The sequence below is a fragment of the Nocardia sp. alder85J genome (assembly GCF_020176955.2).
In the GTDB taxonomy this organism is placed as follows: Bacteria; Actinomycetota; Actinomycetes; order Mycobacteriales; family Mycobacteriaceae; genus Nocardia.
Genome location: NZ_JAIUCZ020000015.1, coordinates 128,214 through 145,948, shown reverse-complemented (window position 1 = coordinate 145,948; position 17,735 = coordinate 128,214). Strand labels below are relative to the sequence as shown.

The window sequence follows — 17,735 nt, the reverse complement described above, 5'->3', positions numbered from 1 at the left end:
GCCTGAATGTGATACCAGGGATGCAAGAGTCTCGCTGGTCGCATCACTGCACCGGTCGTAACGTCGGTCTCGTGAACACAAGGGAGAACAAGGAATTCATCGAGGAGATCTTCCGGCGACTGGCCGCCGGCGACACCCGCGCGCTGTCCGAGGCGATGGCCGACGACTGCCGGTGGGTGTTCCCGGGCCACTGGTCGTGGGCGGGCAGCCGGGAGCCGAAGTCGGAGGTGCTGAACGGGCTGCTGCGCCCGCTGATGGCACAGTTCGACGGAAACTACCGCAGCGAAGCGGACCTCGTGCTCGCCGACGGTGATCGCGTGGTGGTCCAGGCCCGCGGCCACGCCATCACCACGCGCGGGGACCGCTACGACCAGACGTACTGCTATGTGTTCCGGATCAGCGCCGGGCGCATCGCCGAGGTCGTGGAGCATTGCGACACAGCGCTGGTCGAGCGGGTACTCCAGCCGATTCCCCCGGTCCGGCGCGACGCCGGCTGACGCCGCTGCCACCTCGTGACGCCCCGGCGGCACGAAAGCCACCGTCGGGCAACATCCCGGCTCGTGGTGCGGCACTGTGCCTTCCGGAGTCATTCCCGCGCCGACGTGGACGTGACCTCTGCCACGCGACGACCCCGCGGAGTTCGACGACCGGCAGGTGGAAGACGGTGGCGCCCTCCGGAATCGGCCGCCGGTGTCCTGCCGATCCTGAAACCGCGGCCGGGAACGGATATCGTTCATTGCAACTCTCCAGTACCGATTGCCGATCGGAACCGTCGTCATCCCTGCTCGGACACGATAGGTCCGGACCAGAGTAGGACGCGAGGATGCACCAGGTTTCGGGGCCGGCCGGGCCGAGGGACGGCGACGGTCCCGATCCACGCCGCGTGGCCGACCTCACGAGTCTGGTCCGGGAACTGGATGTCCTGCGGGTGCGGGCGGCCCACGGCACCGGCAGGATTCGGGTGAGCGTGGACGATCTGCGCCGCAAACTGCCCGATATTCCGCGCTCGACCCTGGCGAGTTATCTGAGCGGCAAACACTTTCCGTCCGCCGACGTGCTGGACCGGATCGTCATCGCGCTCGGCGCGACCGCCGATCAGCAACGCGCCTGGAGCGAGGCGTGGTTCACGGCCTCGGAGCACCGGGCGACGCATCGGTGGGCGGTGCGCAATACGGTCTTCCCCGCGACGCCGCGCGAACTGCCCGCCGGCATCGACGATTTCACCGGCCGGACGCAGCAGTTGCGCGCGCTGAGCGCACTGCTGGACACGGCCGCGCCGGTGGTGGCGATCGTGGGCGCGGCGGGCGCCGGAAAAACCGCGCTGGCGGTGCACTTCGCGCGCTCGGTCACCGATCGGTTCCCCGACGGCCAGTTGTACATCGATCTCCAGGGCTACGACCCGAAGGATCGGATAGCGCCGGCCGACGCGCTCGCCACGTTGCTGCGAAGTCTCGGTGTGCATCCCGACGAGATCCCGCCCGGCGAGGCCGAGCGCTCGGCCCGCTTCCGCACCGTCATGGCCGATCGGCGCCTGCTGGTGCTGCTGGACAACGCGCGCTCGACCGAGGACGTCCGGCTGTTGCTGCCCGGGGCCGACTCCTGCCTGGTGCTGGTCACCAGCCGGGAGTCGTTGCCCGGCTTGGTGTCCCGGCACGGCGCGAAGCGGATCGAGCTCGAGGCGATGCCCGCCGCGGATGCCCTGGCGCTGCTGCGCGCCCTCGTCGGCGCCCGGGTCGACACCGAACCCGATGCCGCCGCCGAGCTGATCGAGCGGTGCGCCCGGTTGCCGCTGACCCTGCGCATCCTGGCAGAGCGGATCGCGAGCGAGCCGTCGGCCGGCCTGGCCGCGGTGGCGGCCGAATTCGAGCGGGGCAATCCACTGGATCACCTGGACGGCGGCGAGGATCCGAGAACCGATGTGCGGTCGGTCTTCTCGTGGTCGCTCGGTCACCTCGACGCCGACCCCGCGCGGGTGTTCCGGCTGCTGGGTTGCTGGCCGGGGCACGATTTCGATCCGTATATCGTGGCGGCACTGGCCGATACGGATCTGCCCCGCGCTCGCCGGGCGGTCGTGGCTCTGTCCCGGGCGCATCTGGTGCAGCGGCGCGGCGACGGTGAACGGTCCGGAATGCACGACCTGTTGCGCCGGTACGCGGCCGAACAGTCCGAGTGGATTCCGGAGGCCGACCGGCAGGCCTCGCTGGGCCGCCTGCTCGACTACTTCCGCTACGCGGTGTCCGCCGCGGCCGACGCGGCCCACGCCGACGAGCAGGACTTCCGCCCGCCGGCGACTCCGGTCGGCACGCCGACACCCGATTTCCACGATGCCGAATTCGCGGCCGCCTGGCTGTCGGCCGCGCGCGACGGCATCGTGCGCCTCGCCGTCCACGCCGTCCGCAACGGGCACCACGGCTATGCGATCGACTATGTGCAGTCGTTGAACCGCCACCTCTACAACGGCGCCTTCCACACCGAGTCGCTGAGCATTCTCGGCCCGGCGGTGGAGGCGGCGCGGCGGCGCGAGGATGCGCGCGGCGAGACCTACGCGCTGAACATGATGGCGACGATCCACATCAGGACAGGCAACTACGCGCTGGCCCGGGAGCACGCCGAGGCGGCGCTGACCGCCTGCCGCCGGGCACAGCAGCGGCTGTCCGAGACCGGCCCCGGCCTCGCGGAATCGCAGCTGTTCCAGGGCGCCGGGACCGAGCGGGCCGCGGTCAGCCGGGAGATCGGCTTCCGGTTCGGCGCCGCCGTGGCCCTGAACAATCTGGGCATCGTCGACACCCGGCTGGGCCGCTACCCGGAGGCCGCCGGCGCACTGTCCGAGGCACTGGAGTTGTTGCGCGACATCGGGTTCCGCATGCTCGAGGCATCGGCGTCGGCCGCCCTCGGCGACGTCCGGCTGCGACAGGGCCGGTACGAGCAGGCCGCGGAGCACTGCCGGCGAGCGCTGACCCTGGCCCGCGACTCGGGCCATCGGGCGATCGAGGGCGCCGCCCTGACCCGTCTCGGTGAGATCCGCACCGGCCAGGCCCGGTACCCGGAGGCCGCGAGCCACCACCGGGCGGCCGGTGCGCTCGCGCAGCAGACCGGAGATGCGGGCCTGGACGCCGAGGCGGCCGACGGACTCGGCGAAACACTGTATGCCATGGGTGAATTCGCCAAGGCGCTGAACTGCCACACCGACGCGTTGATCATCGCGCGGACCATCGGGCACCGGCACGAGCGGGCACGAGCGCTGCGCGGCGCGGCGCGGGCGGCGCAGGCACTGGGCCGGCGCGAGGAGGCGCACCGGTACTCGGAACAGGCCCTCGCCCTCTATCTCGAACTCGGCGTGCCGGAGGCCGACGAGATCCGCGATCGGCTCGAGGCCGGTCTCTGAGGCGGTGATCGACGCGGGCGGCATCACCATCCCGGAGGCGGACCGCCCACGCCGCGCCGCCGGTGGACCGCACCCGCTCGGACCTGCCAGCGCGCCAGTTCGCCACGGCTGTACCGGGTTTCGGCATCGTCGTCACCGCGCAACCGGGTCCAGTCCGCGACCAGTGTGACCAGATCCGTCACCGCCGTGGCGACATCACCGGCCCGCCCGCGGCAGACGGCCAGATTGTGCCGGGCATAGAGGGTGTCGGGGTGGTCGGGGCCTTGGATACGGGTCCGGTCCGCGACCAGTGCGGCGAATGTCGCGACGGCACCGGCGGTGTCGCCCGCCATCACCCGCCAGCGCGCGGATTCGTGCCGGCTGTCCAGCGTGTCGGGATGATCCGGGCCCAGGATGCGCGCCCGGTCGTCGACGAGCGCGGCGAAGGCCGTGCGGGCCGCGTCGACATCACCGGTCTCACCGAGGCATTTGGCCAGCAGATGCCGGGCCCGCAGGGTGCGCGGATGGTCCGGGCCGAACACCCGGACCTGATCCGGAATCAGTTCGGCCAGCGCCACTGCGGCGCCGGCCATGTCCCCGGCCTGCAACCGCCACAGGATCGGGGTCTCCCGCGCGAGCAGGGTCTCGGGGTGGTCCGGGCCCCGCGACCGGATCGTGTCGGCCAGCCGTGCGGCCAGGTCCAACCGGCGCGCGGCCTCGGGTTCACCGGCCGCGGCGCGGGCCCGCAGTTCCGTCAGCGGATCCTCGCCCAGCAGCTGTGCGAGTTCACCCGCCGGGGCCGAATGCCGCACCGCGACCGCCCCTTCCGACTCCTCGAGCTCCGCGCGCAGCGCCGGCAACCGGGCCAGGATGTGGTGCGCCTGGGCCAGGATCCGGGACAGCGAATCGTGGCGAATGTCCGCGCCGGCAATGAATTCCACCAGATCCGTGCAATACGCGCGGATGTCGTCGAGACGCCGCGCGAGGGATGCCGCCGGATCCCAGAAGGCATCGTTGACCTCGTAGACGCCGGGGCCCAGGTTGAGGAGGTCGCCGGGATCGCCGTCGAGGGCGCGCAGATGGGCGGGCAGATCGGCGCGGCAGGCCGGCGGCCGGTGGTCCCAATCCGGCGCCGCCAGCCCGCGCAGCGCCAGTTCCCGGTCGACGGCGTCGCGCACCGCGCGCACGGCCGCCCGGAAGGTGGCCAGGTCGGCGCGGATGTCGTCGGGGTCGGCGAGTTCCGTGCCGGGCGCGATCGCGATCGCGATCCTGGGGGTGGTCAGCGTGCGGCCCGCATCGTAGGCGACGTCGATCTCGAGCAGGTAGGCGAGGGTGACGCGGGCGTGTTCCTCGGCGGCGACGAGGCGGATCGGCAGCCGGCCGGCCGCGCCGGGGGCGACGACCTCGGCCAGCGTCACACTGCGCCGGGCACCGGCGGCGCAGGCGGTGACCGGGAGGCCGACATCGTATTCCCGCCCGGCCCGCAGGTGGCGCTCGATCAGCCATTCCTCGTAGGGCAGGAAGCCGACCATGCGCGCGGGGGCGACCTCCGCGGCCCGATGCACCCGCACGGTGGCGCGGTGCAGCAGCACCGATCTGCTTCCGGTGTTGTGGAATTCGAGATCCAGCACGGCGCTGGCACCGTCTCGCGCGTCGGTCTCGGAGAATCCGCCGACCGCGCGCAGCTCGAGCACGGAGGCGTCGACGGCACTGTGACCGACCGCCGCGATCGGCGGCACCGACTCGAACACGTCCTTCGCTCCCGTATGCCGCGCACCGTCGTCCGGTGCGCGCCCTGCCTGAGCGATGAACTCTACGCCGCCTGCCCGGCTCGCCGCTTCCCAGCGGGGAAACCCGGAAGTATCCGGCGCACAACCGCCCTCGGCGCAACGACGACACCGATCAGGGTACCGGCGCGGGCTGTTCGGTCACCTCGATCGGGGCGCGGGCGCGAGTACCGAAGCGGCGCATCAGCGGAGCGTCGAGCCAGTGGTAGATCATCGCGGCGGCGGCGACCGACAGCACCAGGCACAGTGCCGCGCAACCGAGCCAGCCCAGCGGGCCGAAGGTGTGGCGGTAGATCAGGAATCGGGTCACCAGCACCATCACCGGGAACTCGATGAGGTAGAAGGCGTAGGAGATGTTGCCGAGCCACACCATGGGCCGGGCGGCGTTGAGCCCCGAAACACCGTGCAGGTCACGGTTGGCCAGGGTCGCGATCACCGCGGCCATCGGCGCCAGCAGCAACACCGACATCTTGTAGTTCACCGGCACCACCCAGGTACCCAGATAGGCGATGGCCAGGACCGTCAGCGGCGGACCGAGTCGCGTTGTGCGCCAGCGGCCTTCGAGCACCATCCGGGCGGCCAGCACGCCGAGGTAGAACTCGGGCAGCCGGCTCGGCGGGAAGTTGTAGCTGAGCCAGTACGACATCGGCACCGGGATGTCCGGCTGCGCGAACCACAAGGGGTCGGCGTGCAATTCGAATTTCGGCGAGACGGCGCCGGGCCGCAGCCGCGGCGCGAACGCGTTGCCGATGCCCTTGGGCCCGTCCACGAACAGGTAGTAGGCGGTGTGCAGGGCCGCGATCAGCAGCAGCAGGATCACCGCGGCCTGCCACAGGCGGCGGGCCGGGATCCGCCGCACCAGCGGCAGCAGCAGCGGAAAGCTCAGGTAGAAAAGCATTTCCGAGCACAGCGACCAGGCCGGCACATTGAGCCCGCCCACGGTCGTCCACTTCGGCACCCAGGTATGTACCAGGAGCAGGTTCGGCGCCCACACCACCAGCCGGTGCAGCGGCACGCCCGCGGCGAGGACGAAGACGACGGCCGCGACCAGATGTGTCGGATAGATCTTCAGGATCCGCCGCCCGTAGTATCGCGGCACCGAACTGCCGGGGCGGAACGACCAGTAGATGATGAATCCCGACAGCACGAAGAAGAACGTCACCCCGAGCGCGCCCAGCTGCATCGGCAGGAAATCCTGGTGTATCCGCCGGAAGAGTTCGGATTTCTGGAAGGGATAGGTCGGCAGGAACACCAGTGCGTGCAGCACGAACACGGCGAACGCCGCCCACCAGCGCGCCCCGGTCAGCGAGGGCAGCGCCGGGCGGGTGAGGACGGGGTCGCCGAGCACACCGGCGGGCGCGGTTGTCGCGGTCACGAAAATGCCTCGCGGAGGGTGGTCAGTAGCCGGCCCGCGGCACGAATCCCTCGTCCGGGAGGGTGGGCGGCGCACTCGGGGTGGTGGTCGTGGTCGGCGCGGCCGTGGTGGTCGGGTCGGCCGAGACGCGCGGGGTGCTCTGCCCCGCCACGAACCCGGCGATGATCACGGCGAGTCCGGCCAGCGTGACGGCGGCGGCCCGGACGGATACGGTGCGCGGAATTCTCATGATGTCCTGCCAATCGTTCGTTGACGTGCGGTATAACCGTGAATTCAGGGCCGGGGAGCGTGGTCGTCGAGCCAACGATCGAGCGCGGCCGCCACCGCCGCGTCCCCCCGGACCGTCGGATGCAGTGTCAGCCCGAGCCATTCACCGCGCGGATCCAGGAATCCGTTGATCCACGGATCGGCCGAGCACGCATCGTGCCCGGCGGTGACGGCCCGGGTGTCGAAGAAATCGATACCCAGGAGTTCGGCGGCATCCCGTTGCGCGATATCCAGCCGGTCCAGGTACGAGGTGATTCCCGCCGCCTGCGGTTGTGTCACCCGGGCACCGAGCACATCGACGCAGACGGCTTCGCTGCCGGGGGCGTGTATTTCCGGATAACCGACGAGCACGATGCGGGCGCCCGGCGCGTAATACCGGACGTAGTCGATGATGACGCGCAGGCGATCGGCGTAATCCGCGCCGGTGACCGCCGCCGGATCGGCGGCCGGATCCGCACCGGCCCCGGGGCCGCAACCGGCCAGGCCCAGCATGCATTCCGGCAGCGAATCGAGGGTGCCCCGGTGGGCGCCCCACGTGTCGTTCAGGCCGAGCTGGATGGCGACCAGGCGGGTACCCGGCCCGAAGGCGCCCGACGCGGCGGCGGCCTTGGTCTCGTAGAGCGCCGTCCGCGTCGGTGGGGTGTTCAGCGAGGCGCCCAGGCAGGACACATCGGTGACGCCGCCCTGCTCCGGGCCGATCCGATGTTCCAGTTGAGTGGGCCAGGAGGTGGGCGAATGCGGACACGATTGCGCGGTCGCCAGATACGGTGTGAGACCGAGTCCGACATAGGTGCCGTTGGCGGTGTAGGAATCCCCCATCACCACGACCTCCGCACCGGATGCCGGTGGCGTGGGGGGCGGCTCGGCGCCGGCGCCGGCGAATCCGGTCAGCGCTACGGCGATGGTCGAGGCCACGACAGTCAGCGCGGCACGCGGAAAACCGACCTGCAAGTCACAAACCTTTCGGTGATCGGATCCATCGAAGGACAATGCTCCGGCAGTCGGTATCCGCCTCGATCGTCGGCGGCAGCGAAATCGGTTCGGGCCGTGACTCGTCCGCGTATCGCTGCACCCGTTGCAATTGCAACAGGCAGTCGGTGACAGCGGTGACGAATTCCGCGGCCCAGGGCGCGCCCCCTGATGATCGATGCTGCGACATCAACGGTCCTCCCTTGTGCCTACGGGTTTTGCAGTACTGCGGGCTGCGCCGTCCGTATGGGAGGTATTACAGACAAGATCGCCGGGCGTCGCGGCCGATCCTGGACAGGACTGGACAGAGCTGAACAGCGGATCCGGCGGCCGGGAGTGCGGGCGTGACCGTGCGGGGCGTCGAAGTAGTCGATCGCCGGCGTCGCATTCGCCCCCTCGTTGTGCCGCGGCGGGCAGCATCGATCACGCGGCGCGTAAACATGTTCCGGCATTTTCCGCTCGGATAGCGTCCCCGGCAGCGGCGCTCGATGTGGTGGCGGCGATGCGGTGAGGAGCGACAGGCGCGGGCGGTCGTGGATGCGGCGATCGAGGCGGGCATCACGTTCTTCGACACGGCCGATGTGTACGGACCGAGGTTCAGCGAGGAACTGCTCGGCCGCGCGATCGCCGGGCGGCGCGACGAACTGGCAGGGCGAGTTCGTGCGGGAGAATGCCGGTGCGGCCGGGGTGCGACTCAGCGGCGAACAGGCGGCCCGGCTGGAGACGCCGGATGGCCGGGGAACGCTCGATCCGGCCGGAGCACCTGGGCACCGCTCACCGCGGCTTCCCGCTGAGCGCGGTGGACGCCGGGGCGGCTCCGGCGTCCAGCCGATGCTAGATGTCCAGTTCCTGTTCGATGCCCTTGAGGCGGTGGCGGGCCAGGGCGAGGTTCGCGCGGTCGCGGTGCAGGGCGAGGTAGAGGAACAGGCCCTTGGATTTGGGGCCGGACATCGGGCGGATGAGGTGGTATTGGCCGGACAGGGTGATGAGAATGTCCTCGATGTCCTCGTCGATACCGAGTTGGTCGATGGTGCGCAATTTGGCCCGGACCACCTCGGTGTTACCGGCGGCGGCGATCTGTAGGTCCAGGGTCTTGGAATTTCCGAGCATGCCGAGGGCCATACCACTGGAATAATCGACGACGGCGGCGCCGATGGCGCCCTCGATCGACATCATGTCCTTCAGCGCGACATCTACACTGTTCATTTTTCGGTGCCTTTCGAAAGGTGTTGCGACAGGCTACCGGCTATTCGCTCGGCGCCTGGAGTATCGCGAGTATGCGCTTCGCGGCCGCGGTCAACCGGCCCAGATTCACCGAGCGGTCACTGCCCACGACGAGCATCAACGCGCTGCTGATCGGGAAGATACCGACACATCCACGATCCGCTTCGAAGTAGGTCGATTGCAGGCGTCCGTGGGCCGACAGCGCGGCGAAATGATCGCCGATTCCCATGGCCGCCGCGGCCAGGGCCGAACCGCGCAGCGCCACCTGGTCCTCCGGCGTCTCCGACGCCGTGGCGCTGGCCACGACCAGTCCGTCGCGGCTGGCGACGAAGGCGTACGCGGCGTCATCGATCGTGGCGCAGGCGTCGGTGAGCAGTCCGGCGACCTTGCCGGGCTCACCGAGCGCCAATTCCAGTCGGCGCGTCACACGCGGACCGACTGTTCGATCCGGCGCAGCAGATGCCGCGCCATGGCCAGATTCGCCCGGTCCCGATCGAGCACGAGATACAGGAACAGGGTGTTCGGATCGCCCCCCAGGACACTGCTGCGGCCGCCGTCGTCCAACGGCATGATGATGTGATACTGCGAGCCGAGCGTGACGAGAATATCTTCTATCGCATCGTTCAACTGGAGTGTCTCGATCGCATCGATCTTCGCGCGGACGACCTGTGTGAGCACAGCCCCGGCGACTTCCATGTCGATCAGTGAATTCCCGCCCTGTTTACCGAGAATCATTCCACTGCTGTAATCGACGAGAGCGATACCGACGGCTCCGTCCATCGACATTCCGTCGCGTAAAGCGTCGTCTAGATTCATACGTACTCCGAATATTTCATGGTGGCCGAACTATGCGGCGGCAATCCTGAATCGGACCATACCACCGCGTCGGTATAGGGACAACTTCATTGCAACACCGTGGCACACCGCCGGCCGTGGACCCCCCGGAGTGCGATCGCAATATTGAATTTTCATTGTCGAGTTCGGCATCCGGCGTATCGAACGTGCCGTCCGGCGACGGATCCGCTCGGCTCAGCGGTCGATTCGATCCAGGCGTTGCCAGGTGGGGCCGGTGGCGGCGGCGACGTTCGGGTCGTAGGACGGATCCTCGGAGAGGATGTACTCCCCCTGGCCGTCGCTCCAGACGCCCTGGTAGCCGTAGGGCAGTTCGACCGGAATCGGCTGGGACGGATCGTCGTAACGGGACAGGCCCATCGTCGCCAGGTACTGGTTGTCGTAGATCTGGTCGTAGGTCTCGTTGCGCTGTTCCCAGCCGCCCATGACGATGTTGTCCATCGCGTTCGACATGTCCTGGCCCATGTGCACCAGCTGCTCACCCATCGCCACCTGCGCCCGGTGCGCGGATTGCTGTGCGGCGAACCAGGTTTGCTGCTGCTGGAGCGCGTTGTTCGAGATCTGCTGGAACAGTTGCTCGATCGCCCGGACCCAGCCGGGCTCGACCCGGAACGTGCGCCGCACGGTGTCCAGGTACTCCGCGTGCTCGTCCCAGCGATCGATCGGGGCGCCGACGGTGAGGGCGGGGAAGGTGAACCAGTAGCGGACCTGCTGGATGCCCCACAGCGTGGGCATCGGGGTGGGGTCCGCGACCCGCGACACCATCGACACGATCTCGCGAAATGCGCGGCCGCGCATGGTGTATTCGACGGTCGCGCGAATACTGTCGTCGCCGGGCTGCACGCGGCGCAGCAACTGCGTGGGCCACGGTGGGGACGGCTCGTGTTCCACCTGCACCACGCGCAACTCGCCGATGCCCGGACGCAGGGCCGGGAACATCATGGTGAGCAGCATGTCCGCGGCGGGGCGGGGGCGCAGGACGGGTGCGCCGTACTCCATCGACCCCTCGGGCAGGCGGCCGCCGTCGACCCAGCTGAAGGCCGCGTTCGGCAGCAGGGCCAGCCAGGCGCCGTCGGGTGATTGCGCCTCGGCCATCGGGGTCACCGGATTGAGCAGCGACTGCTGGTTCCACCGCATCCCCGACCGGGCCTGCCAGCCCCGGGGGACGAGAAATGTGAATGCCACGCGCTGCGTCGCCGGATCGTGACAGCGATGAGCGCTGAGGCGGATCATCGTCCCATTGTATTGCCACGGCCACCGTCGGCCGTGCTTCTCACCGAATACCTTGGGCGAGCGGCACTTCGGCGCTCACCATCGGCGAGTCGGTGACCTCAGAGGCAAATGCTGACGCTGACCGGCGGAACCGGAATGTTGAGGCACACCGATGCCGAACCGTCGACGGGGGTGGCGGACTTTTCCGGTGTGGCCGCGGCCGAAGCGGACGGGGCGGCGAGCAGACCCAGGGAGAGTGCGATCGCACCGGCGGCGGAGACTTGTGCAACTCTGGCAAACATCGTGGCAATTCCTCGGCTGAAGCGATTTGTCAACGGGTGAGCCGAGTTTCGACTCGGCTCACATCATGCAGCCGATACCCGGCACAGGCAAGCCCGGAACGCCTTCGACGACCCGAATCAGCAGGTTGGCCGACCGAAATTCGAAGTGGCCGAAATGCGCCACAATCAATTCCTCGCAAACACCTACATGGCTTTCCACGTGGCATTGGACGAGTCGCCCACACAGATCATTTTCTGGCCTTGCGGGCCGGTTGCCATGTCGGAATTCGGCCCCGGGCACGGGTCGCCGGGCTGAACGATGCGGCCACTGCGGGTGCCCCCGGTGTCGCGCCAGCGGTGCCCGTTGTCCAGGAACGGTTCGCAGGCCATGCCGTTGCCGTACCGGTCGAGACCGGTGCTGTCCGCGGTGGCGTCGCAGTCGTCGCCGGCGGCGGGAACGGCGGCCGACGGCGCCGCGGGCACGAGGCACAGCGCGGCCGCGACCACTGCCGGGAGGATCAGCGCGCGCGGTCCGGCCATGTCGACCTCCGTTCACCGAATTGTGATCAGGCGAGTCCGAATTCCGCCAATGTATCGCTGGACAGTCCGCCCCGGCCCGCACGAGTGCGCGATCGTCATCGTGCCGCGCCCGGACCGTGCTTCGAATCCGGGTGATCGCAACCGGGGGCGGGCCGCAGGCGCCGGGCTAGCGTCGGAGGATGGGATCCGGGACGCGGCGGCCGCTGAAAATCGTTACGGGAGTGAGCGGGTCACCGAAGATCTACGCGGCGGCGATCGATCCGGAGCGGTCCACCCTGGCGGATGCCCTGGAGATCGCGAAACTGGCGGAGCAGCATCGGTTCGACGCGTTGTTCGCCGCGGATCTGCTCAGCTTCGGGGCGCAGGGGGCGATCGGCGCGCAGGAACCGCTGATCTTCCTGGCCGCGCTCAGCTCGGTGACCAGCCGCGTGGGCCTGATCGCCACCGTGACCACCACGTTCCACCACCCGTACAACCTGGCGCGGTTGTTCGGCACGCTCGACCATGTCAGCAACGGCCGGGCCGCCTGGAACGCGGTCACCTCGTCGCTCGGCGAGGAGAACTACGGCGCCGGTGAGCTGCCCAGCCCTGAGGAGCGCTATGCCCGCGCGGGCGAGGTGCTCGACGTGACCAACGCGCTGTTCGACAGCTGGCGGCCGGGCGCGCTGACCCCGGACGGCCGCGGCGGCGCGACGCTCGACCCGGCGCTGGTGCGGCGAATCGACCATGCCGGGCCGTATTTCACGGTGCAGGGTCCGCTCAACATCCCGGCGCTGCCGCAGCGGCGGCCCGTCCAGTTCCAGGCCGGGCAGTCCGAGGGCGGCATCGAGCTGGGCGCGCGGTACGCCGAGGTGGTGTTCACCTCGCTGTCGACGCTCGAGGATGCGGTGACCTACGCCAAGCGGATTCGGGCTCGGGCCGCCGAACTCGGTCGCGCGGACGGACTTCCACTGATCTTCAGCTCGTTGCACGCCACCTACGGCTCCTCGGTGGCCGAGGTGCGCCGGCTCGTGCGCGAGCGTGCGGAGGCCACCGATTTCGCGGCCGGCCGGAAGGCGCTGGCGGACATGCTCGGTGGCGGGATCGACCTCTCCGAACGGCCGCTGGACCGGCCGCTGCCGGAAGAACTGCTGCCCGACGTGCGGTCGGTGAACCGCCGCCGGGGCCGGGTGGAGATCTTCAGCCGACTCGCGCGCTCGGGAAAGACACTGCGGGAGTTGATCATCGCGGCCAAGGACACCGGGCACTGGGCCGCGGTCGGCACCCCGGAACAGCTCGCCGACGCGATCGAGGAGCGATACACGGCCGGGGTCCTCGACCTCATCGGGCTCAGCGGCCTCGACGATCCGCGCACCCGTGACTTCCTGGTGGCCGGTCTGCTGCCCGAACTGCGCCGCCGCGGCATCCTCGGCCCCGATCGCGACGCCGCCACCTTCCGCGAGAGGCTGGAACTACCGCCGCTGCCCCCGATCGGCCGGTGATCGGGCCACGACCGGATAGCTGCCCGGCTACCTTTGCGTGACATCCGGACCAGCGAGTGTTGCCCGCTGCTCGCCGGTGGGATGCTGGAGGTGTAGCTCGTCGTCCGCATGATCGGCCATCGGCACAGGGTGGAGGCGAACATGAAGGTCGTAGTCATGGGCGGTACCGGCCGGATCGGCTCGCAGGTGGTGCGGAAGCTGTCCGCGGCCGGGCACGAGGCTCTCCCCGCGTCGCCGTCCATCGGCGTCGATCTGCTCACCGGGCAGGGTCTGGACGAGGTGGTGGAGGGCGCCGACGTCGTGGTGAACGTCGCGAACTCGCCGACCTTCGACGAGGCGTCACCGGATTTCTTCCGCACCAGCACCGACAACCTGCTGGCGGCCGGCGCGCGGGCCGGGGTGGGGCATCAGGTCGTGCTGTCCATCGTGGGCGTGGACCGGGTGCCGCAGCTGGCCTACTACCGGGGTAAGACCTTGCAGGAGAATCTGGTCCGCGAGGGGCCCACACCGTACTCGATCGTGCGCGCCACCCAGTTCTTCGAATTCATGGACTCGGTCATGTCCTGGAATGCCGACGACGAGACCGTCCATCTGCCCGCGACCCCGTTGCAGCCGATGGCCGGCGCGGATGTCGTGGACGCGGTGGTCGGGGTCGCCACCGGCGCTCCGCTGCAAGGGATCCGCAATGTCGCCGGGCCGGACATCTTCCCGCTCGACGAGATCGGCCGGATCACCCTGGAGGCACACCACGACAATCGCACCGTCGTCACCGACGAGACGGCGGGAATGTTCGCCGCGGTCCACGGCGACGAACTCGTCGCCGGGCCGGATGCGCGACTCGCGCCCACCCACTACCGCGACTGGGTCCGCGAGAATCGTTGAAACCGAAGGGAGGTGCCCGCCGGCCACACAGCCGGCGGGCACCTCCCGATGGTGTGCCGAGAGCAGGGTCAGAGCTCCATGAGATCCGCCATCAGGCTGGTCAACTCGTTCTTGTAGGTCGACACGATGCCGACCAGCGAGTCCGACTGCGACTCCTGCGTCTTGATGATGGTTTCCAGAACCGTCACCTTCCGTTGCAGTTTCGCGATGATCCGCGCCTGGTCGCTGATCGTCGTCGCCTGCTCGCGCAGGAGTGCCGCACTGTCGTCGGCGGCCACCGGGGTGTTCGCCTCCGCCAGCACGACCGAGCCCGAATAGGCCACCAGATCACCGGATCCGGCCGCGACCACATCCGGCTCGGCCGCTTCGGCCTCGGCCGATTCGGCCGCGCTGTCCACGATCGTCACCAGCGCAACCGGTTCCGCGGCCTCGTCGACCACGAGGATCTCCTCGGCCACCGGCTCCGGCTCGGCCTCGCCCGCCGCACTCTCGACGGCCGCCGACTCGACGACACTGGCGAACGGGACGACCGGCGTGGCGTGATCCGTCGCCGCCTCGGCGACGATCGCCTCCGCGGCCTCCACCACGGTCTCGGCCGGATCGTCGGCGACGGGCGCCTCCTCCGCGGCGGACACCTCGAGATAGGCGACAACCGCCTGCGCGAGTTCGTCACCCGCGGCGGTCACCTCGGTCTCGGCCACCACCGGCTCCGAAACCTCGGCGCTGTCGGCGATCTCCTCGGCAACGGCTTCCTCGGCTACGGCGACCTCGACCTCAGCCTCGGCAACCGCTTCCACAGCCTCGACGACCGCTTCCGCAGCCTCGGCAACCGCTTCCTCCGCCTCGGCGACCTCGACTTCAGCCACGGCGACCGCTTCTTCGGCCTCGGCGACCTCAGCCACAGCCACGGCGAGCGCTTCCTCGGCTACGGCGGCATCACCCTCACCCTCGGCAACCGTCGTCTCTGCCACGGCGACCGCTTCCTCCGCCTCGGCAACCTCAGCCTCAGCGACGGCGAGCGCTTCTACGGCCTCGGCAACCTCGACCTCGGCCACGGCAACCTCAATTACGGCCTCAGCAACCGCTTCTTCGGCCTCGGCAACCGCTTCGTCGGCCTCGGCGACTTCTGCCTCAGCCTCGGCAACCGCTTCTTCGGCCTCAGCCTCGGCAACCGCCTCCTCGGCCACGGCGACCTCGGCCTCGGCCACGACAAGTTCGGCCTCGGCCACGGCAGCCTCGGCAAGTTCGGCCTCGGCAACCGCCTCGAACTCGGCAATCTCTTCGGCAGCCTCGGCTTCGGCGACAACCTCTTCCGCGGACTCCGCGTCGGCCTCGACCGAATCGCTCTCCGCCGCAGCCGGTTCGTCGGCGACCGACTCCTCGGAAATCAGCTCCTCATCCACCGCAGCGGAAGGCTCGTCCACCGCAACCGAATCAGCTTCGGTGACAGCAACCTCGGCGAGCTCGACACCCTCGGCAGACGCCGCGTCCTCGGCAACCTCCGCCTCGAGCTCGGCCACTGCCTCCTCGGCTTCGGCCGCCCCGGTCTCGGCGACGACCTCTTCCACCGACTCCGCCTCGGCCGAATCGCCTTCGGCCACAGCCTGCTCCTCGGCGACCAGCTCGGCGGCGAGCTCCCCATCCACCTCAGCGGACGAATCATCTGCCACGATCGAATCGGCCTCGGCGAGTTCCGCACTCTCCACGGACGCAGCGTCGTCGGCAACCTCGGCCGCTGCGACAACCGCCTCCACCGACTCGGCCTCAGCCTCAGCCGAATCACCCTCGGCGGCCAGTTCCTCGGCAACCGCCTCGTCAGCTTCAGCGTCGGCAGTCTCGGTCTCGGCGACAACCTCCTCCACCGACTCGACCTCGGCCGAATCAGTGTCGGCCACAGCTTCTTCGGTGACCTGATCTGCGTCGGCGGCAACCGGCGCCTCCTCCTCCGCAACCGCATCGAGCTCGGTTGCGGCGGCCTCGGCCGGCTCCTCACCGTCGGCAACCTCGGCTGCGACCGCCGCGGACTCGGCGGAATCGCTGTCCACCTCGGCCACCGGCTCCGAGGCGGCCGTCTCCTCGGCAACCTCCGGCTCGGCAGCTGACTCGGCAGCCTCGTCGGTAACCTCGGCCTCGGACTCCGCGACCTCGTCGGCGGAGGTTTCGGCGGCAACCGCCTCAGCGGCCGAGATCGGCTCGGTGAGTTCGGCCTCCGTGACCACCGGCTCCTCGGCGACGGCCTGGTCGTCCGCCGCCTCGGAGGTGGCGTTGTCCGCAGCTTCCACCGGCTCCTCGGCGGAGGCTTCCCCGGCAACCGCCGACTCGTCCGCCGGACCTGCTTCGGGCTCCGAAACGATCTCCGTGGCAGTGGCTTCCACGGCTTCCGGCTCCTCGACATCGGCGGTCGCCTCGGCGACCTCCGACTCCGCCGGAGCAGCTGCCTCGACCCCAGCTACTTCGGGCTCGGCGACCACGGGGTCGCCGTCTGCCGCGACGGCATCCGCCTCGGCCGACGCCTCGTCGGCGACCGGCTCCGCGAACGCGCTCACGTCGATGTCGGCGTCCGCGACCGGCTCGGCATCGCCCTCATCAGCCGAATCGATCTCCAGCACCACATCTTCGATGGCGGCGTCGTCCTCCGACACCGCGCCCTCGGCCTCGTCGGCACCCGCTCCGACCAGCGCTTCCGCTTCCGCGGCGGTGGCGGATTCGGCTGCCTCGTCCGCGCTTTCCGCCGAATCAGCTTGCGGCACTTCGCTTTCGATCGTAGACTCGGCGTCGAAAGCTGCTGTTTCCAGATCCACCGGGTCCTCGTCCGTCTCCGTCTCGGCGGCAGTTGCTTCGGCGGTCGGCTGCTCGGCGGCCTCGTCCTCGGTCGTCGCGTTCTCGTCCGCGGCGATCAGCTCATCCTCGGCAACCGAGGATGCCGTTGCCTCGGCTGCCACATTCACAATGTCCTCCTCGTGTTCGGCGACGGCCTCGTCCGCGGCCACCGCACTCTCCGTATCTCCGTCCGATGACGGCTCGCCCTCGATCGACACCGCCTCGCCCACGCCCACGGGCGCGTCGGCCTCGGCGGCGGTGTCCGTCTCCTGCTCAGCTATCGGCTCCGCGAGCGCGGTAGCTGTCGTCGTCTCCTCGGCGGCGGTCGCGTCGTCGGTGATCGTCGCCCGGTCGCTGGGAGTTGTCATATTCGCCTGGCCTTTCGAAAAGCTGGGATCCATCCCCGGCTCGACACCCGGGGGACTACACTTTCGCACGTTATCGGGGTCATCGCCGCCCGAATCATGCGGTGCTGGTGTGTAATTCGGTGAAGGCCCGTGGACATCGACCGCGGGCCCCTCGCCCTGTTCACCGTCTGCCGGTTCGCCCTGATCGGCCGCCTCCGTTCGCGGCCCTCCGCGCAGGCGCTGCGCGGCCCATCCCGTGAGACCCCTCAACCCGAACCGACCGCCGAGTCTGCGCCTTCCCGACGAAAAATTTACTGCCACACCACATCCCAAC

15 protein-coding genes are annotated in these 17,735 nt (G+C 69.4%); 5 read left to right on the top strand and 10 right to left on the bottom strand.

The window, feature by feature from the left end:
- Positions 1 to 71: 71 nt before the first annotated feature.
- Complete coding sequence (locus LBW94_RS40175) at positions 72 to 497, top strand: nuclear transport factor 2 family protein (RefSeq protein ID WP_225060666.1); 426 nt, start codon at positions 72 to 74, stop codon at positions 495 to 497.
- Between the two features lie 386 nt (positions 498 to 883).
- A complete protein-coding gene (locus LBW94_RS40170; RefSeq protein WP_225060667.1) occupies positions 884 to 3,385 on the top strand; it encodes an ATP-binding protein in 2,502 nt (833 codons plus the stop codon).
- Between the two features lie 23 nt (positions 3,386 to 3,408).
- Here the strand turns inward: LBW94_RS40170 and LBW94_RS40165 are convergent, their stop codons facing one another.
- The 4 genes from LBW94_RS40165 to LBW94_RS40150 all read right to left on the bottom strand — a co-directional run bounded on the left by LBW94_RS40165 (position 3,409) and on the right by LBW94_RS40150 (position 7,744).
- Positions 3,409 to 5,115: a tetratricopeptide repeat protein gene (locus LBW94_RS40165; RefSeq protein ID WP_225060668.1), complete on the bottom strand. Its 1,707-nt coding sequence runs from the start codon at positions 5,113 to 5,115 to the stop codon at positions 3,409 to 3,411.
- Positions 5,116 to 5,266: 151 nt separating this feature from the next.
- On the bottom strand, positions 5,267 to 6,526 hold the full coding sequence (locus LBW94_RS40160; protein WP_225060669.1) for an acyltransferase family protein: 1,260 nt from the start codon (positions 6,524 to 6,526) through the stop codon (positions 5,267 to 5,269).
- Positions 6,527 to 6,548: 22 nt separating this feature from the next.
- On the bottom strand, positions 6,549 to 6,755 hold the full coding sequence (locus LBW94_RS40155; RefSeq protein ID WP_225060670.1) for a hypothetical protein: 207 nt from the start codon (positions 6,753 to 6,755) through the stop codon (positions 6,549 to 6,551).
- Between the two features lie 44 nt (positions 6,756 to 6,799).
- Positions 6,800 to 7,744: an SGNH/GDSL hydrolase family protein gene (locus tag LBW94_RS40150; RefSeq protein WP_225060671.1), complete on the bottom strand. Its 945-nt coding sequence runs from the start codon at positions 7,742 to 7,744 to the stop codon at positions 6,800 to 6,802.
- 506 nt (positions 7,745 to 8,250) lie between these two features.
- Here LBW94_RS40150 and LBW94_RS44645 point away from each other — a divergent pair.
- A complete protein-coding gene (locus LBW94_RS44645; protein WP_416277049.1) occupies positions 8,251 to 8,556 on the top strand; it encodes an aldo/keto reductase in 306 nt (101 codons plus the stop codon).
- A 40-nt stretch (positions 8,557 to 8,596) separates the two neighbouring features.
- Here the strand turns inward: LBW94_RS44645 and LBW94_RS40140 are convergent, their stop codons facing one another.
- From LBW94_RS40140 to LBW94_RS40120, 5 genes are all read right to left on the bottom strand, one after another.
- On the bottom strand, positions 8,597 to 8,968 hold the full coding sequence (locus tag LBW94_RS40140) for a hypothetical protein (RefSeq protein ID WP_225060672.1): 372 nt from the start codon (positions 8,966 to 8,968) through the stop codon (positions 8,597 to 8,599).
- A 40-nt stretch (positions 8,969 to 9,008) separates the two neighbouring features.
- Entirely contained in the window at positions 9,009 to 9,413 is a 405-nt protein-coding gene (locus LBW94_RS40135) for a roadblock/LC7 domain-containing protein (protein WP_225060673.1), read from the bottom strand.
- Positions 9,410 to 9,766 (bottom strand): hypothetical protein, encoded by a 357-nt coding sequence (locus LBW94_RS40130; RefSeq protein ID WP_225060674.1) that lies wholly within the window; start codon positions 9,764 to 9,766, stop codon positions 9,410 to 9,412. The genes LBW94_RS40135 and LBW94_RS40130 overlap by 4 nt, the downstream gene beginning before the upstream one ends.
- Positions 9,767 to 10,015: 249 nt before the next feature.
- Positions 10,016 to 11,071 (bottom strand): hypothetical protein, encoded by a 1,056-nt coding sequence (locus LBW94_RS40125; RefSeq protein WP_225060675.1) that lies wholly within the window; start codon positions 11,069 to 11,071, stop codon positions 10,016 to 10,018.
- A 464-nt stretch (positions 11,072 to 11,535) separates the two neighbouring features.
- Positions 11,536 to 11,871: a hypothetical protein gene (locus LBW94_RS40120; RefSeq protein WP_225060676.1), complete on the bottom strand. Its 336-nt coding sequence runs from the start codon at positions 11,869 to 11,871 to the stop codon at positions 11,536 to 11,538.
- 179 nt (positions 11,872 to 12,050) lie between these two features.
- Here LBW94_RS40120 and LBW94_RS40115 point away from each other — a divergent pair, with 179 nt between their 5' ends.
- Entirely contained in the window at positions 12,051 to 13,352 is a 1,302-nt protein-coding gene (locus tag LBW94_RS40115; RefSeq protein ID WP_225060677.1) for an NtaA/DmoA family FMN-dependent monooxygenase, read from the top strand.
- Positions 13,353 to 13,493: 141 nt separating this feature from the next.
- Complete coding sequence (locus tag LBW94_RS40110) at positions 13,494 to 14,234, top strand: SDR family oxidoreductase (RefSeq protein ID WP_225060678.1); 741 nt, start codon at positions 13,494 to 13,496, stop codon at positions 14,232 to 14,234.
- Positions 14,235 to 14,302: 68 nt separating this feature from the next.
- On the opposite strand, the gene LBW94_RS40105 is transcribed toward LBW94_RS40110, so the two are convergent.
- Positions 14,303 to 17,422, bottom strand: coding sequence for a hypothetical protein (locus tag LBW94_RS40105; protein WP_225060679.1), 3,120 nt, complete (start codon positions 17,420 to 17,422; stop codon positions 14,303 to 14,305).
- Between the last annotated feature and the right edge of the window lie 313 nt (positions 17,423 to 17,735).

What these genes read in the sequence shown, in the direction of transcription:
- LBW94_RS40130 (WP_225060674.1), bottom strand. Translation starts at nt 9,766, where the DNA reads ATGGACGGAGCCGTCGGTATCGCTCTCGTCGATTACAGCAGTGGAATG.
- LBW94_RS40120 (WP_225060676.1), bottom strand. Translation starts at nt 11,871, where the DNA reads ATGGCCGGACCGCGCGCGCTGATCCTCCCGGCAGTGGTCGCGGCCGCG.
- LBW94_RS40155 (WP_225060670.1), bottom strand. Translation starts at nt 6,755, where the DNA reads ATGAGAATTCCGCGCACCGTATCCGTCCGGGCCGCCGCCGTCACGCTG.
- LBW94_RS44645 (WP_416277049.1), top strand. Translation starts at nt 8,251, where the DNA reads ATGTGGTGGCGGCGATGCGGTGAGGAGCGACAGGCGCGGGCGGTCGTG.
- LBW94_RS40105 (WP_225060679.1), bottom strand. Translation starts at nt 17,422, where the DNA reads ATGACAACTCCCAGCGACCGGGCGACGATCACCGACGACGCGACCGCC.
- LBW94_RS40110 (WP_225060678.1), top strand. Translation starts at nt 13,494, where the DNA reads ATGAAGGTCGTAGTCATGGGCGGTACCGGCCGGATCGGCTCGCAGGTG.
- LBW94_RS40125 (WP_225060675.1), bottom strand. Translation starts at nt 11,071, where the DNA reads ATGATCCGCCTCAGCGCTCATCGCTGTCACGATCCGGCGACGCAGCGC.
- LBW94_RS40140 (WP_225060672.1), bottom strand. Translation starts at nt 8,968, where the DNA reads ATGAACAGTGTAGATGTCGCGCTGAAGGACATGATGTCGATCGAGGGC.
- LBW94_RS40115 (WP_225060677.1), top strand. Translation starts at nt 12,051, where the DNA reads ATGGGATCCGGGACGCGGCGGCCGCTGAAAATCGTTACGGGAGTGAGC.